The organism is Thalassobacillus cyri (assembly GCF_900107755.1).
Taxonomy (GTDB): Bacteria; Bacillota; Bacilli; order Bacillales; family Halobacillaceae; genus Thalassobacillus; species Thalassobacillus cyri.
This window is the reverse complement of sequence record NZ_FNQR01000002.1, coordinates 182028-196128: the sequence shown is the minus strand read 5'-3', so window position 1 is coordinate 196128 and position 14101 is coordinate 182028. Positions and strand designations below refer to the sequence as shown.

At 42.9% G+C, this 14101-nt stretch carries 18 protein-coding genes; 10 read left to right on the top strand and 8 right to left on the bottom strand.

From position 1 onward, the window contains the following. Positions 1-105: 105 nt before the first annotated feature. Positions 106-774 carry an NAD(P)-binding domain-containing protein gene (locus BLV00_RS03240; RefSeq protein WP_093042353.1) on the top strand — a complete coding sequence of 223 codons (669 nt, stop codon included), beginning with the start codon at positions 106-108 and terminating at the stop codon, positions 772-774. Between the two features lie 123 nt (positions 775-897). On the opposite strand, the gene BLV00_RS03235 is transcribed toward BLV00_RS03240, so the two are convergent. The 4 genes from BLV00_RS03235 to BLV00_RS21830 all read right to left on the bottom strand — a co-directional run bounded on the left by BLV00_RS03235 (position 898) and on the right by BLV00_RS21830 (position 3065). Further along, positions 898-1815: an endonuclease I family protein gene (locus BLV00_RS03235; RefSeq protein WP_093042351.1), complete on the bottom strand. Its 918-nt coding sequence runs from the start codon at positions 1813-1815 to the stop codon at positions 898-900. A 147-nt stretch (positions 1816-1962) separates the two neighbouring features. Then, the gene (locus BLV00_RS03230) at positions 1963-2259 is read right to left on the bottom strand and encodes a hypothetical protein (RefSeq protein ID WP_093042349.1); all 297 of its coding nucleotides are present in this window, start codon (positions 2257-2259) and stop codon (positions 1963-1965) included. A gap of 157 nt (positions 2260-2416) precedes the next feature. Beyond that, a complete protein-coding gene (locus tag BLV00_RS03225; protein ID WP_093042347.1) occupies positions 2417-2836 on the bottom strand; it encodes a vWA domain-containing protein in 420 nt (139 codons plus the stop codon). Positions 2837-2924: 88 nt separating this feature from the next. Continuing rightward, positions 2925-3065, bottom strand: coding sequence for a hypothetical protein (locus BLV00_RS21830; RefSeq protein ID WP_176791305.1), 141 nt, complete (start codon positions 3063-3065; stop codon positions 2925-2927). A gap of 267 nt (positions 3066-3332) precedes the next feature. Between BLV00_RS21830 and desA the strand changes: the two genes are divergently transcribed. The 4 genes from desA (at position 3333) to BLV00_RS03205 (ending at position 7697) form a co-directional block, all read left to right on the top strand. Beyond that, positions 3333-4391 carry a Delta(5) desaturase DesA gene (gene desA, locus BLV00_RS03220; protein ID WP_093042345.1) on the top strand — a complete coding sequence of 353 codons (1059 nt, stop codon included), beginning with the start codon at positions 3333-3335 and terminating at the stop codon, positions 4389-4391. Positions 4392-4483: 92 nt separating this feature from the next. Then, on the top strand, positions 4484-5626 hold the full coding sequence (locus BLV00_RS03215; RefSeq protein ID WP_093042343.1) for a sensor histidine kinase: 1143 nt from the start codon (positions 4484-4486) through the stop codon (positions 5624-5626). Then, the gene (locus BLV00_RS03210; RefSeq protein ID WP_093042341.1) at positions 5623-6222 is read left to right on the top strand and encodes a response regulator transcription factor; all 600 of its coding nucleotides are present in this window, start codon (positions 5623-5625) and stop codon (positions 6220-6222) included. The genes BLV00_RS03215 and BLV00_RS03210 overlap by 4 nt, the downstream gene beginning before the upstream one ends. A 251-nt stretch (positions 6223-6473) precedes the next feature. After that, positions 6474-7697, top strand: coding sequence for a C45 family autoproteolytic acyltransferase/hydrolase (locus BLV00_RS03205; protein ID WP_093042339.1), 1224 nt, complete (start codon positions 6474-6476; stop codon positions 7695-7697). Positions 7698-7744: 47 nt separating this feature from the next. Here the strand turns inward: BLV00_RS03205 and BLV00_RS22300 are convergent, their stop codons facing one another. The 3 genes from BLV00_RS22300 to BLV00_RS03195 all read right to left on the bottom strand — a co-directional run bounded on the left by BLV00_RS22300 (position 7745) and on the right by BLV00_RS03195 (position 8387). After that, positions 7745-7900: a hypothetical protein gene (locus tag BLV00_RS22300; protein WP_245728790.1), complete on the bottom strand. Its 156-nt coding sequence runs from the start codon at positions 7898-7900 to the stop codon at positions 7745-7747. Next, positions 7897-8103, bottom strand: a complete 207-nt coding sequence (locus tag BLV00_RS22295) for a hypothetical protein (protein ID WP_245728788.1) — start codon at positions 8101-8103, stop codon at positions 7897-7899. The genes BLV00_RS22300 and BLV00_RS22295 overlap by 4 nt, the downstream gene beginning before the upstream one ends. Before the next feature lie 101 nt (positions 8104-8204). Continuing rightward, positions 8205-8387, bottom strand: coding sequence for a YjzC family protein (locus BLV00_RS03195; protein WP_093042336.1), 183 nt, complete (start codon positions 8385-8387; stop codon positions 8205-8207). Positions 8388-8607: 220 nt separating this feature from the next. Here BLV00_RS03195 and BLV00_RS03190 point away from each other — a divergent pair, with 220 nt between their 5' ends. Continuing rightward, positions 8608-9345: a YqjF family protein gene (locus tag BLV00_RS03190; protein ID WP_093042334.1), complete on the top strand. Its 738-nt coding sequence runs from the start codon at positions 8608-8610 to the stop codon at positions 9343-9345. A gap of 80 nt (positions 9346-9425) precedes the next feature. Here the strand turns inward: BLV00_RS03190 and BLV00_RS03185 are convergent, their stop codons facing one another. Next, on the bottom strand, positions 9426-9668 hold the full coding sequence (locus BLV00_RS03185; protein ID WP_093042332.1) for a hypothetical protein: 243 nt from the start codon (positions 9666-9668) through the stop codon (positions 9426-9428). Between the two features lie 239 nt (positions 9669-9907). Here BLV00_RS03185 and BLV00_RS03180 point away from each other — a divergent pair, with 239 nt between their 5' ends. Genes BLV00_RS03180 through BLV00_RS03165 form a run of 4 tightly spaced genes read left to right on the top strand, consistent with a single transcriptional unit; the run spans position 9908 to position 14098 of the window. After that, positions 9908-11536, top strand: coding sequence for a spore germination protein (locus BLV00_RS03180; protein WP_093042330.1), 1629 nt, complete (start codon positions 9908-9910; stop codon positions 11534-11536). Beyond that, a complete protein-coding gene (locus tag BLV00_RS03175; RefSeq protein ID WP_093042328.1) occupies positions 11533-12738 on the top strand; it encodes a Ger(x)C family spore germination protein in 1206 nt (401 codons plus the stop codon). The genes BLV00_RS03180 and BLV00_RS03175 overlap by 4 nt, the downstream gene beginning before the upstream one ends. 5 nt (positions 12739-12743) lie before the next feature. After that, positions 12744-12971 (top strand): hypothetical protein, encoded by a 228-nt coding sequence (locus BLV00_RS03170; protein WP_093042326.1) that lies wholly within the window; start codon positions 12744-12746, stop codon positions 12969-12971. Further along, on the top strand, positions 12950-14098 hold the full coding sequence (locus tag BLV00_RS03165; RefSeq protein ID WP_093042323.1) for a GerAB/ArcD/ProY family transporter: 1149 nt from the start codon (positions 12950-12952) through the stop codon (positions 14096-14098). Before BLV00_RS03170 ends, BLV00_RS03165 begins: the two co-directional genes overlap by 22 nt. The last annotated feature ends 3 nt before the right edge of the window (positions 14099-14101 follow it).

Sequence of the window (14101 nt, the reverse complement as noted above, 5' to 3'; positions counted from 1 at the left end):
GAACGTTCGTCCGATAACAATAGGTCGTAACGACCATGGCTAATGAAAGAAGTGCGTGGACATCTGTATAATGATGGTAGATAAGCAAAAAAAGGAGAGATTCTCATGACAAAAACCAAAATTGGCCTGGCAGGCATCGGTAAACTTGGAAGCGCGTTGATGAGCCAATGGGCGAAACATGACATAACCATCGGTGTCTATCACCCTAATCAAGCGAAAGCAGAAAGTTTCATCAGCTACTATCCGAATGGTTTCCTGCTAAAAGAAACTGACATAACTCAATTGGACGTGATGCTTTTGGCGCTTCCTGCTAAGCGGATCATTCCATTTATCCAGGAGAGGAAAGACACGGATACCCTATTCATCAACATGGCCACTTCGTTAAGTACTGAAGAAGTGAGAAGGGAATTTCCTGATAAGAAGATTGCAGGTTTGAAGTTCATGGGGCATGCCGCCGACTTATCTGAGCACGGAAATGGCTTGTTTATTACCGAGCAACAGCTTCCTGCAGCACTTTTGAACGTATTCCGTTACGTCGGGGAAGTAAAAAATGATGACGAAGATGTAGTGATCAAGGTCAATAAAATGGCTACTTACCAGGCGATCAAAGCAGCTGTTGAGATTGAAAAAGAATTTGAAAGAAAGCATCTCCCGATGGAATATAAAGAAAGAGCCTTAACCTCCCTGGCCCCGGAAGTAATTCGCTCCTATAGCCAAGGGAAACTCGGCCATTTCGGACAAGAGATTGCCAAGGAGTTCAAAGGGAAACTTTAAAATTGTGATTGTTTCACGTGGAACATAAATAAGGAAGACGCCATTTTTCGTTGCGCCTTCCTTATTTCCTACCATGGTAGGAACCAAACTGTTTTTTAACCGCTTAGATCTTTCAACTCCTGATTATATACATGTTTTTCTTTTAGTCATTTCATCGGGAAAATCAATATAAGGATTTCGGTTGCCCTGGATTTCCTGGATTGCCTGATTGCGGTGGCGTTCATAGATGGTTGGCGGATATGTCTGGTGCCATGCCTGCAGCAGTTCAATGTCGATCGTCTTCAAATGGGAAGCTTCGATTTTATCGGGATAGCGAAGCAGGAAGTAAAGCATGGCCCTTGCCACGGCCCCTTTTGCATGCTCCGGCTCGAATAATCCATCTTCAGCTTTTCCGCATGCTTTTTCGATGCGTGAGGCTTCCACCTGATCCGGGTCATAATTGGGAAAGTCGTGATAGGGATAGTTGCTCCGGATCGAGTTACAGACCGGATCGCATGTGAACAATTGGTGAATATCGCCCCGCATTGGTTCCTTCGCATCGTACCAGGATTGGGGAACAGTGTGCTCACAGTTATATTTGAATGCAGCAGCAATCCCTGCCAATTTCTCTCCCCCATGATGCTTCTCTAACTTCTCAATTTCCCGGGTACGCTTCAATGAAGTTTCATAGTCTTCCTTGATTACTTCTTCTGCGTCACGCTGCTGACCGGAATAAACACTCCTAAGGGTTCCATCAGGGCGTAAATCTACCCACGGATAGACATATTCACTTGGATCGTAACGAACCTGCCTGGTATGGGTTTCTTCCAGAAGCCGTCCCAGTGCTTGAAAGCGCTCTTCTTGATCCTCCTGGTCAAAATCAATATCCCGGTAATATTTCGCTATCGATTGGCGATCTCTCTCTTCATCGTAATAAGATTTTTCATCTTTTTGTACTTTTGTTTTATTATTGCTCGCCTTTGATAGTATCGTATAAATACGCGTACGGTCTGTGGTTACAGATAAAAACTCTTCTTTTAGCTGCTGATTGAACGTCGACACTTGAATCCCTCCTGAAGCCGGTAGTTTCCCTGGAGTTTTTTCCCAATATAACCGCCCGCTTCCTTCTTTTCATTTGATGATATTTCTCTGCATGCAACGCTTTTCTCATTTGTTTCGATTAATATAAATCTGTCAGCTTTTTTATCATCACAAAAGATTCCTGCAATAAACCTTCATTGCCCAACTCTTTTGCCATGTCTTCCATGTGTGAGACGTTGCTATATAATAGATTCTTGCCTTCTTCGATATTTCCTCCATCAAATAATTGCATTTCTGTTCCAGCGTTTGCGCCGACTTGGTGACCTCTACTTGTTTATCTACCTTAACATCACTTGGTTCTGACAGTTTTTCAAGGTCTTGGGTATAGGTAATGGAAACTGGATGTTCAAAAGAATAAGCTTTAGCCCCTTTTGTTACATCAATAAATTTCCCTGTTACCTGCATGAGCCCCCCTTCCCCCTCAGCACCGACTGGGACGGCGCATTTTATTAGTTGGCATAAATGTCACCCAGCCGTATTTCTATCCCTTGGTTTGTATCACGGGGTTCATAACCCATGACACTTTTGATTACTACACCGTCGACAGGCTGCAAGATCAATGTCACGTTCTGGGAAATGACAGATAACAAACCATCTCATTTTTTGGCAAAAATATCAGGAGTTTCTTCGACTTTATCAATAAAACAAAAATCTCCCTTACCTGCGTCAGCGATCGTTTCCAGCAACTCTTCATCAAAGTGCTCACTGACTCCCATAGTCGTTGTGACGGCGCCTGCTGTTTGATAGTCTTCGGTAATATATTCAGCTGGTCAATGTCCGTGATTCCTGCGTTGGCTACTCCATCAGACAGCCGCAATACACGGTTGACGTAGTTATCGATCTGCTGCTGCAAAACATTCTGACATTCCTGAAACATTCCACCGCTTAAGTTGGTTATCCCACCTGTTTCGATAGTGTCGATCCTATTTTTCAATAAATTTATATGGGTAACTGGCTGGCCATCAAAAACGACCATATTCATCAGGTCCTGCTCCGATAACTGATTGACGACAAACTTACTGGTCTCTTTTCAATAATGAAGCGGCTGGCCTGTCATGGAACCGCTGCGATCAAGTACGACCGAAAGATTGATTGGAGAACGTTTCATTTCTTTTAGCAGACAGTTCCAGGAGAATAAACATCGATTCTTTTCCGGTCGTAGGAACATAGGGGAACTGAAGGGCATGGGTAAGGCTTACATGGTTATTCATGTTACAACACTCCTTTAGGAAATATATTGTTTATGGTTAGAGGATAGCACCCCTTTCCCGATACACCCTTTCTGAAAAATGTACAGGTATCCCACTGCTGGTTTCCCCGGGACATCCAGATATTGGAGGATCCGGGACAGGATACATGATAAATGTCATGTATCCTACCTGACATTTATGTCTTACAACCATGACACAAATTCTTTATGATAAAGGTGGCGTATTTAAAAGCCTTTAAAAAAGTATGTATTATAAGGAGTTAATTCCATGACCAATCAAAAAAAACAAGCACAATTAAGAAAAAATGTCTCTGCTTTTGCTAAACCTGATACGTTAGCTGGAATCAGGCAGCTGATCAACACTCTGGCGCCTTTCTTCCTGCTATGGTTCCTTGCCTATCAGAGCTTATCCGTTTCGGTGTGGCTGACCGTAGCCCTTGCCAGTATAGCAGGCGCGTTTGTCGTCCGGATGTTCATCATCTTCCATGATTGTACCCACCAATCGTTCTTTAAAAGCAGCAAAGCAAACCGGATCATTGGTACCATTACTGGTGTTCTTACGATGTTTCCTTTTGAAAAATGGAAACGGGAACATGCCATCCACCATGCAACCAGCGGGAATCTCGATAAGCGTGGTACCGGCGATATCTGGGTAATGACCGTCGACGAATATAAAGAAGCAAATGTATGGAAGCGTCTGGCTTATCGTTTGTATCGTAATCCATTCGTTATGTTTGGTCTTGGACCATTTCATTTGTTCTTATATTCCAATCGCTTCAACCGGAAAGATGCGAAGCGAAAAGAGCGGATGAACACTTATTTGACAAATGCATCTATCGCGGTCATCTATTCCCTTCTCATCTGGGCAATCGGCTGGCAAGCATTCCTGATCATTCAAATCCCAGTCCTTTATGTGGCAGGTTTTCTGGGAATCTGGTTATTTTATGTCCAGCACCAATTTGAGGATTCCTATTTTGAAGAGGAAAGTGAATGGGATTTTGTGAAGGCGGCCGTAGACGGAAGTTCTTATTATAAGCTTCCGAAAGTGTTGCAGTGGATATCCGGCAGTATCGGATTTCACCATGTGCACCATTTAAGTCCAAGGGTTCCTAACTATCATTTAGAAGAAGCACACGAGTCAACACCGCCGCTTCAAAAAGCGACCACTATTACGATCGCTTCCAGTTTAGAGTCGATCCGCTTCCGTCTGTATGACGAGAAAAATAAAAAGTTCATCAGCTTTAAAGAAATGAAACACCAAATGCGCAGGCCCGCGTCAACCACTACTAACCTGGCGCGCAAACAGCCAAGCTTTCAACAAAAATAATCAAAAGACACCCATTCAAGCAGCATGGAATGGGTGTTTTGCTGTAAAATAAAAGCTATAATCATTTCGGAGTCAAAAATAAGGAGGACATTATGCAGAACTGGTATCATATCATCCCGAAAAATACAGGACTCAGCATCTATGTGTGGATTATCTTTTGTGGGCTGCCGTTCTTTTTTATCTTCCGCTCTTCATCAGCGCTGGATATTGTCTCCGGTATTTTCATGGTTTTGTTGTTTTTCTTAGCTTATCGCCTTTCTTTTATTGCGGACAACTGGATGGTCTACGTTTGGGTAAGCATCGAAATGGCAATCAACATCGTCATGACCATCCTTTTCGGTTATATTTATTTCTCGCTTTTCCTGGCTTTTTTCATTGGAAATATCCGTAGTAAAGCGGGTTTTCTGACCTTGTATATCGTCCATCTAAGTACGACAGTAGCGACAACAACTTTTGTTTTCATCTTTAAGAATGAATCGCTATTTCCACATCTTCCATTTATCATCATCAGCGTGCTTGGTGTTATTCTGCTTCCTTTCACGATTTATTATCGAAACAAACGAATCGACTTGGAAGGAAAGCTCGAGGATGCTAACAAACGGATCTCCCAATTACGAGTCATCGAGGAACGAGAGCGGATTGCACGGGATTTACATGATACACTTGGACAAAAGCTATCCTTAATTGGTTTGAAAAGTGATTTGGCTGGAAAATTGATAGATATGAAGCCTGAGGTAGCAAAGAATGAAATACATGATATCCATCAAACAGCACGTACTGCTTTAAAAGAGGTTCGGGAAATGGTCTCCAACATGAAGGGCGCAAACCTCCAGGAAGAAACCATCCGGGTCCGGCAATTATTGGAAGCGGCGCAGATCGAGTTTGAACTTGAAGGAGATGCGGAACTCCACCATACTCCGCCGTTGGTAGAAAACGTGTTGAGTATGAGCTTAAAAGAAGCCGTCACCAACGTCGTCAAACATAGTAAAGCAACCATCTGCCGTATTATCATTCAACAATCACCAAAAGAAACAAAGATTACAGTTGAAGATAATGGAACCGGGGTTTCTAAAGAAAGGGATGTTACCCAGGGACATGGCCTTCAAGGGATGAAAGAACGTCTGGAGTTCGTTAACGGCAGCCTGGAAGTTTATTCATCTAAAGAAAATGGAACCACCCTTCATATTGAAGTACCAAATGTAATTCAACAAACGAAACAGGAGGAATCGGGATGATTCGTATTGTCATTGCCGAGGACCAGCGAATGCTGTTAGGAGCCCTTGGCTCACTGCTTGACCTGGAAGAGAACATGGAAGTCATCGGAAGTGCCAAAAACGGGGAAGAAGCCTGTGAGCTGGTAAAGAAACACAATCCGGATATATGTATCATGGATATCGAAATGCCTGTAAAAACTGGTCTCGAGGCCGCGGAAGAACTGAAAGATCATCCATGTAAAATCATCATACTGACTACCTTCGCAAGAGCCGGTTATTTTGAGCGGGCACAGAAAGCGGGCGTAAGCGGTTATTTGCTGAAAGACAGCCCAAGTGAGGAGCTGGCAATTTCTATCCGCAAAATCATGGAAGGTCAGCGCATCTATGCTCCGGAGCTGGTGGATCTCGCTTATGGTGATGAAAACCCATTGACGGAACGGGAAGTCCAAGTCATCCAGCTGATGGCTGATGGGAAAAACACGAAAGAAATTTCAAAGCAGCTGTATATCACCCCCGGCACCGTCCGTAATTATATTTCCGTGATTTTGGATAAACTTGAAGTCGGCAACCGGATCGAAGCCATATCTCGTTTTAAGGAAAAAGGCTGGTTCAAATAATAACATGTAAAATTGGCGCCATGTCTCCTGCAAGGGACATGGCGTTTTTATTAGTTAAAGCATCTATTGTAATACTAGACAGCATCCTTGTTGTACTAGACATTCCTTCTTGTTACTAAATAGTTCAATACGCTCTTCCTGAAAAAGTACTATCTTTTATAGAACGTTTGATAGATTTTCTTCCAAACCCCTTCCATCTCCTTCGCTAATCAATAGAATAGATTATAAATTCACAAGAAGGAGCTGGTGAGATGAAAGGCTTCATGAAAATCTTAACAATAGCTTTAGTACTTATGTTGACTGCTTTTCCTTTCGGTGGGAATGGCGCCAATGCCAACGAAGACCCGACCATCTATCTAAAAGGGAATGCGAAAGAAATCGGGAAGCAATATGGCAAGCTGGCAAAAGAAGAAATCCAACAGAATATTACTTTATTCAAGCAGACAGCTGCTGCTATCCAGTTGGATATGGACTATGCTGAAACCACAGCTACGTACGAGAATTTTTTAAGAAATGAAAACCCGGAGCAGCTCGACCAGCTGAAAGCGATGGCTGAAAGTGCGGATGTGAGCTATGATGACTTGCTCGCTTTTAATGCTTTAGGAGAAGATGTCCTTGCGGAAGGATGCACCACTGTCTTAGCTAACGGGGAAGCGACTAAATCAGGCAGCGCTTTTTACCATAAAAACCGGGATGCCATGCGTGGAGCGGCGCAAGTGGTCGTTCAAGTGGAGCCTGAAAATGGAGAGAAATTCATCGGAATTACAAGCGCGGGATATACTGGAATCGCAATGGGAATCAATGAACATGGCGTCTCTGTCGGCAACAACGTACTGGATACATGGGATCGAGGGCCAGGCTACGGGAATCTTGACGTCATCCGACTCGCATTAGAAAATGCGGAAGGTGCCGCTGATGCAGTCGCATTTATCAAAGAAATTCCTCGTTCATCCGGTTCCAACTACGGTATTGCGGATAGCGATGAGGCAGCATTCGTCGAAGCGACTCATACAGCGACCGCTGTCAAATGGGTAGAAGATGAAGTAATGGTACATACCAACCATTATATTCTGGACGGTATGGAACAGTATGAAGCGCTGGATATGGACAACCTGGAAGATAACGACTGGAGCTGGTATGTATCAACCGAAGAACGGTTGAGCCGTGCCACTCACCTGATGGAGCAAGCTACAGGTAAAATCGATGCCCAGACATTGATTAAATTATCTGAAGACCAGGATGGCCAGGACAGCACCTACTGGATTGATTCACAAGCTGAGATCAACGGAATCCCGATGGGGACTGTCTCAACCGGAACGTTCGATGGCTCAAAAGAAAGAATGTGGGGACAACTTGGCCAGCCAAGTGTTGCACCTGCCATTCCATTTGATGTAGATCGGCCGCACATTCCGGACCCTTTCAGTTCTGGCAAGCAAAGTGACCGAATGAAGGAAACAACAGCTAACCGTAACTAATGATGAAAGGGAGCTTCCTTATTGGAAAAGCTCCCTTTTTTTATATATTATCGCTCCAGTTCAATATATTCTCTTACTAATTTCCATTCCTCGCCTTCTTTTCTCCAAACAAACATACACTGAGCAGGGTATGGATCCCCGTTTATCCAGTTGACTTCCCTACCTAGCACAAGGTATTCTTCTCCATTGTTTCTTTCAGTCACCGCATCCAGGTCGTAACCATCATAGTTGTATTGAACAGGTTGCTCAAGATTGGAATGAGGCCAGTAGCCAACGACATGAAAACTCGTATCTTTTCTCCACTTTTACTAACAAAACTATCATTCCATGCCTGGAAGTAATTATTTAATACTGCTTCGATTTTCCCATAAACCTGCTCCTCTCTACTGGTTACATTTGCGTTCATTCATCTTTTTCCTTTTACCATTAAAAAAGAGAAGAAAATACTATCAAATAAAGAAACAACCCCCTGAATAACTCAAGGGGTCGTCCATGGTCTATAGTTTCTTATGAGACTTTCTTCCAATAAGCTGCTTCATTGCTGCCTGGAGAAGGAGGGAATTGATCGCCTTTCTCCACCTTTACTTCTGTGTCATCTTGACTAGCATTGCCACCATTGACTAAACTATCTACCTTGTAAGTGCCGCTTTCTGGTGCCTTTTCACCTGTCTTATAAGTGTTCTCTGCCATGATGCTACACCTCCAAATATAGTTTTGAGGGGATGCTAATCCTCTCTACATTTATTTATATAACACGTTGTCGAATTATATAAACTAGATTCAGCCATTTAAATAGATTGTAAAAAGTTTGTAATTCTAATAGAACATCCTATTTCTCCGCAAGGGTTTGGTCCTGTTCATCTATAGGGTAGTGTCAACTAAAAACATTAATAAGGAAAGGGAGATTTCTTTGTATCAGGATATTTTACAGCAGATCGACCATCGCTCAACCCCTATCCCCGATCGACCATGGCTGATGAGCCAAAGTTGGGACCACCTGCTTTTCATGCATTTGAGAGTTTCTAAAGAGGCTGTTGCTGAATTTATTCCTAAGGCCTTAGAGTTGGACACGTATGATGGCGAGGCATGGATTAGTATCGTCCCTTTTGAAGTAAATGGTATGCACGGACGGGCTATGCCAAAAATCCCCTTCCTCCATTCTTATTTGGAATTAAATGTTCGCACCTATGTCCGCTATCATCAACAGCCAGGGGTTTACTTTTTCAGTCTAGATGCAAACCTGCTTCCGGCTGTTCTGGGCGCTCGGACACTAGCGCTGCCTTATTTCTATGCTGATATGCGAATGACGAAAGAAAGTGGCAGTTTTCATTTATCAAGTGTACGTAAAACAAATAAATATCGGAATTTCAGTGGAAGTTATCTGCCGGTTTCCGATCGTTATTCACCACAAGAAGGCAGTCTTACGGAATGGCTATTGGAGCGGTATGTTTTATGGCAAGGGAAAGGTGATACCCTGATTCAAGGTGATATCCACCACTTTCCTTGGGAAATTTATGACGCGGAAGCATTAATTGAAACAGAAACCGTGACTGCTTTTCTCCCAGAAAACTCTCTATATGGTGACCCTATCTTTCATTATGCAAAGTCTCGCCGTGTTCTTTTCTGGCCATTGAAAAAGATAAATTAATACACTATCTTCGTTACCATTCATTATGTATATAAAACAGCCTGCCGTTACTGTATATCGGCAGGCCGGGATCTTAGTTATTACTGGTTAAGCTGTTGCTGACACTGTTGTGCAAGTTGTTGTATTTGCTGCAATTGCTGTGCTGCATTTTGTTCCTTTTGAGCCATTTGTTGCTGCTGTCCGCCCATAGCAGCTCCGCCTTGCTGTGGCTGTGCTTGCTGCTGTGCTTGAAGTTGCTGTGCGTTTTGTTGTTCTTGTTGGGCCAGCTGTTGAGCGATTTGAGCGATTTGCTGAAGTGTTTGTTGTGCTGCTTGCTGATTCATACAATCATCTCTCCTTTAAATTAGAATACCAAGGTATTGTTTGCATTACCTCCGATATCATACATAATTTCCAGGACTATTAGAGAAAAATCAGTTTCTGCTTAACCTCTTATTAAATCCCATAAAATGGTAATACCTCATCATTAGTATAGCTTACGAAAAAGATGGTAAGGATGGTTATATATGAAATTTATATATACCATTTTATTCCTTTTTATAGAGAATAGGGGTTGCTTACCATGTCGAGATTTTTTCGTTCTAAACGTCAAAACCCCCAGGAGAACAGCACTACTATAAAGCTCTATCCATCATTGCAACAGAATATCACTCACTTCAAACAGACAGTCGGTGAGAGTACAGATATTGTCATCCGCACATTCAAAGCCGGTCAGACCGGTTCTATGGATATAGCTGTCCTTTACACTTCTGGACTAGTGAATAATGAGCTTGTTCATGATTTCATTCTTGATACATTAATGTCTGAAATAAGAAAAACTCCTTTAGACGCCCCAGCACATAAAAGTAAACGTTACAAAACAAAACATATAGAGGAAAACGGAAATAAAGCATATCAGCTGATCAAAGATTATGCGATGACTGGCGGTAATGTCACGGATATCGATACAATGGAGAAATTGTTCCTTCATGTTTTATCAGGGGATACCGTCGTCATGCTGGATGGCTCCATTCAGGCAATGGCGATCGATACGAGAGGTTGGGAGTCACGAGGCGTCGAGGAGCCCTCGACCCAATCGGTCGTACGCGGCCCGAAGGAAGGTTTTACAGAGACACTCCGGACCAATACAGCTCTGCTGCGGAGAAGAATTAAAGACCCGAACCTGTGGATTCGCAGCAAACCGATCGGATCCAAGAGCAAAACAGATGTAGCGGTCGTTTACTTGCACGGAGTAGCCGATGAGAAGGTCGTCAAAGAAGTATATCACCGATTGAATAAAATCAATATCGATGCAATTTTAGACAGCGGCTATGTAGAGGAATTGATCCAGGATGAAACGTATACACCTTTTCCAACGGTGTACAACAGTGAACGGCCCGACACGATTGCAGCTGGTATCCTGGAAGGAAGAATCGCCATCGTCGTGGATGGTTCCCCATTCGTCCTGCTTGTCCCGGCATTATTTGTGCAATTTTTTCAGTCAGCAGAAGATTACTTCCAGCGTGCCGACTTTTCTACCTTGATTCGTTTGATTCGTTATATGGCATTTTTTCTGGCCTTGCTTACACCGTCCGTGTACATCGCGTTGACCACTTATCATCAGGAAATGATCCCTACCTCATTTCTAGTAAGCTTATCAGCACAGCGTGAGGGTGTCCCATTTCCGGCATTTGTAGAAGCTTTACTGATGGAGATAACTTTTGAAATTCTCAGGGAAGCTGGAGTTCGCCTGCCAAAAGCAGTCGGGTCTGCTATTTCGATTGTCGGCGCTCTGGTACTTGGCCAAGCGGCTGTGGAAGCAGGTATTGTTTCATCAGCAATGGTCATTGTCGTTTCGTTGACAGCTATTTCAAGCTTTGTTTCACCCAGCTTCAATTTTGCAATATCGATTCGGATGCTGCGCTTCGGGTTTATGAGTTTGGCGGCAACATTGGGATTATTCGGTATCCTCTTTGGTTTGATAATCTTAACGCTGCATTTAGCAAGCCTTCGCTCATTCGGTGTTCCCTACCTTTCACCGATGGCGCCGTTTATTGGTGCTGATCAAAAAGATGCCATCCTTCGTTTCCCGCGTTGGAAACTGACTACAAGACCTCGGCTCATCAACCAAAGCAATATGGATCGTGAAGATGCAAAAGCGCCCAAACCAGAGAAGCGCAAGCGCCTGAACCAAAGGAAGGAACAAGAATGATGGAAAGACGATGGTTTTTTCTTATAGCTGCCAGTGTATGCCTGATGCTGTTATCAGGGTGCTGGAGTAAGCGGGAATTGAATGAAATAGCAATCACAACCGCAATAGGTATAGATAGAGTCGATGATAAATACAAACTGACCATCCAGGTCATCAACCCGAGTGAAGTTTCCTCGAAACAAATGACAACACGCACAGCCGTTTCCACTTATACTGCGGTTGGGGATTCCATGTTTGAAACAATCCGGAGACTGACAACCCTTACCCCTCGCCAGGCTTACATGTCCCATATAAGAAACATCGTCTTCAGTGAGGAAATGGCAGCGGAGGGAATTGGAAAAGTGTTGGACTTTTTATCGAGGGATCATGAAATGCGGACAGATTTCTATTTGACAGTAGCTAAAGATATGGAAGCCGAAGACCTTTTGAAAGTGCTGACACCGTTAGAACGAATTCCGGCGCAAAAAACCTACTCTTCTATCAATACATCAGAGGAAAATTGGTCGGCGGTTCAATCCATTCAAATCAGCGATGTGATCTCTACTATGATATCGAAAGGAAATAACGCTGTACTGACAGGCCTTAGAGTAGTGGGGAATCCTGAGGAAGGCAGCAAACTTACAAATGTGGAAAAAGTAGATTCGCCAGCACAAATACGTGTGGATGAACTTGCTGTATTCAAGCGTGACAGGCTGGTTGGTTGGCTAAACGAAGAGGAGAGTAAAGGCTATAACTATATTCTGGGAAACGTAAAAAGCACCGCAGAATATGCCCCTTGCAAAAATCCAGAGCAGGGTGGAATTACTTTAGAACTGTTTAATGCCACCAACAAAATGAAAGCTGATGTAAAAGGCGAGCATCCAAAAGTTTCTGTCTCCATCGATGTGAAAGCAGCAATTGCTGATGTAGAATGTGCCCTCGATTTATCCAAACCAGCAGAAGTGGCTAAAATCGAAAAGCAATTCGAAAAAATTTTCGTTGAGCTCATGCAGTCATCGATTGATGCAGCTCAGGAAGATCTACAGAGTGATATTTTCGGTTTCGGGGACTTGATTCACCGCCAGGAAAAGCATTACTGGAAATCAATCGAAAAAGAATGGGACACCATTTTCCCGGAGATTGAAGTGACACTGGACGCTAAGGTACAGATTAAGCGTACTGGTACTACCATTGATTCATTCGAAAAAGAGTTAGAGGAGTAAACCTTATGTGGTTAATACTTTTGATGGTCATTTTAGTGTGGTCAGGTATAGGGCTCAAAGGCTTACGTAAAAAGGGATCAGTAAAAGATATGGCGACCTATATTATTTTATGGGCAATCGGAACGACAGGTCTCATGCTGTATCGTTTTGGTATTTCTATACCCACCCCCCTGGACGGAATTGCTTATATCTATCATCCGCTTAGCAGTCTATGGAAGCAATGGTTCGCATGATGAGAATGGAGGTGTATGGATTGGTTAAGGAAGAGATAACATTAAGACAATTTATTTTGCTAATGATTTTATTTATCATCGGCACATCCATTCTCCTTTCCCCCGCAAGTCTGGCTGCATCTGCAGATAATGATGCTTGGATAAGCGCACTTGTGGCTATGGGGGCCGGTTTGGTTATTATTGTGCTATTCTGGATAATCAGCCAGCAATTCCCTGAGCGTAATCTCGTTGATATCAGTGAACTAGTATTAGGCAAGTGGCTTGGAAAAGCTGTTTCCCTATTGTTTTCCTATTTTGCACTGATCTCGGCAGCCTCTGTGCTCTGGACAGTCGGCAATTTCTTAGTAACGCAAATTATAGTACGAACTCCAGCGCTGGTTATTCACTTCCTTGTCATGTTTGCCGTTGTATATGGAATCCAGCTGGGAATTGAGACGATTTGTCGAACAGCGGAAATTTTCTTCCCCTATATAGTCACCTTACTATCCATTATCTATCTCTTCAGTATCCCATCAGTAGAAATCAAACAAATTCAACCGTTGTTAGATAGCAGCTTTAAACAGATTAGTGAGGGGGCAGCTTTTGATATCAGTGTTTCCGTATTACCTTTAATAGTTCTGCTCATGGTCTTTCCAAAGTATGTATCAGAAAAAAAGCGGATGCTTCCAAAGATACTATTAGGATATGTATGTGCTTATTTTTTTATCGTAGCTATTACGTTTATTACTACAACCGTTTTAGGGGTAAGAGTAACTGCAAACCAGTCCTACCCTACATATGTCATTGCTAAGAGCCTCAATATAGAAGGTTTGATTCAACGGGCTGAAGTGATTATAGCTGTTTCATGGATTTTGACAATCTTTTTCAAATTATCGATGTACTTTTACGCTTCGGTTACGGTTTTAGCTCAGACCATCGGACTAACAAGTTATCGTTCCATCACGATTCCCATGGGGCTAATCACCATTGCTTTGTCCTTGATCATTTATCCAAGCACTATTTATGCAAATGATTGGAACGAAACAACCTGGCTGTGGTTTTCACTTACGTTTGGTTTTGTCTACCCTCTTTTATTATCAGTGATAGGAAGACTAAGGGGAAAATCTATTTCCTCAAATAATAGTTAGAAG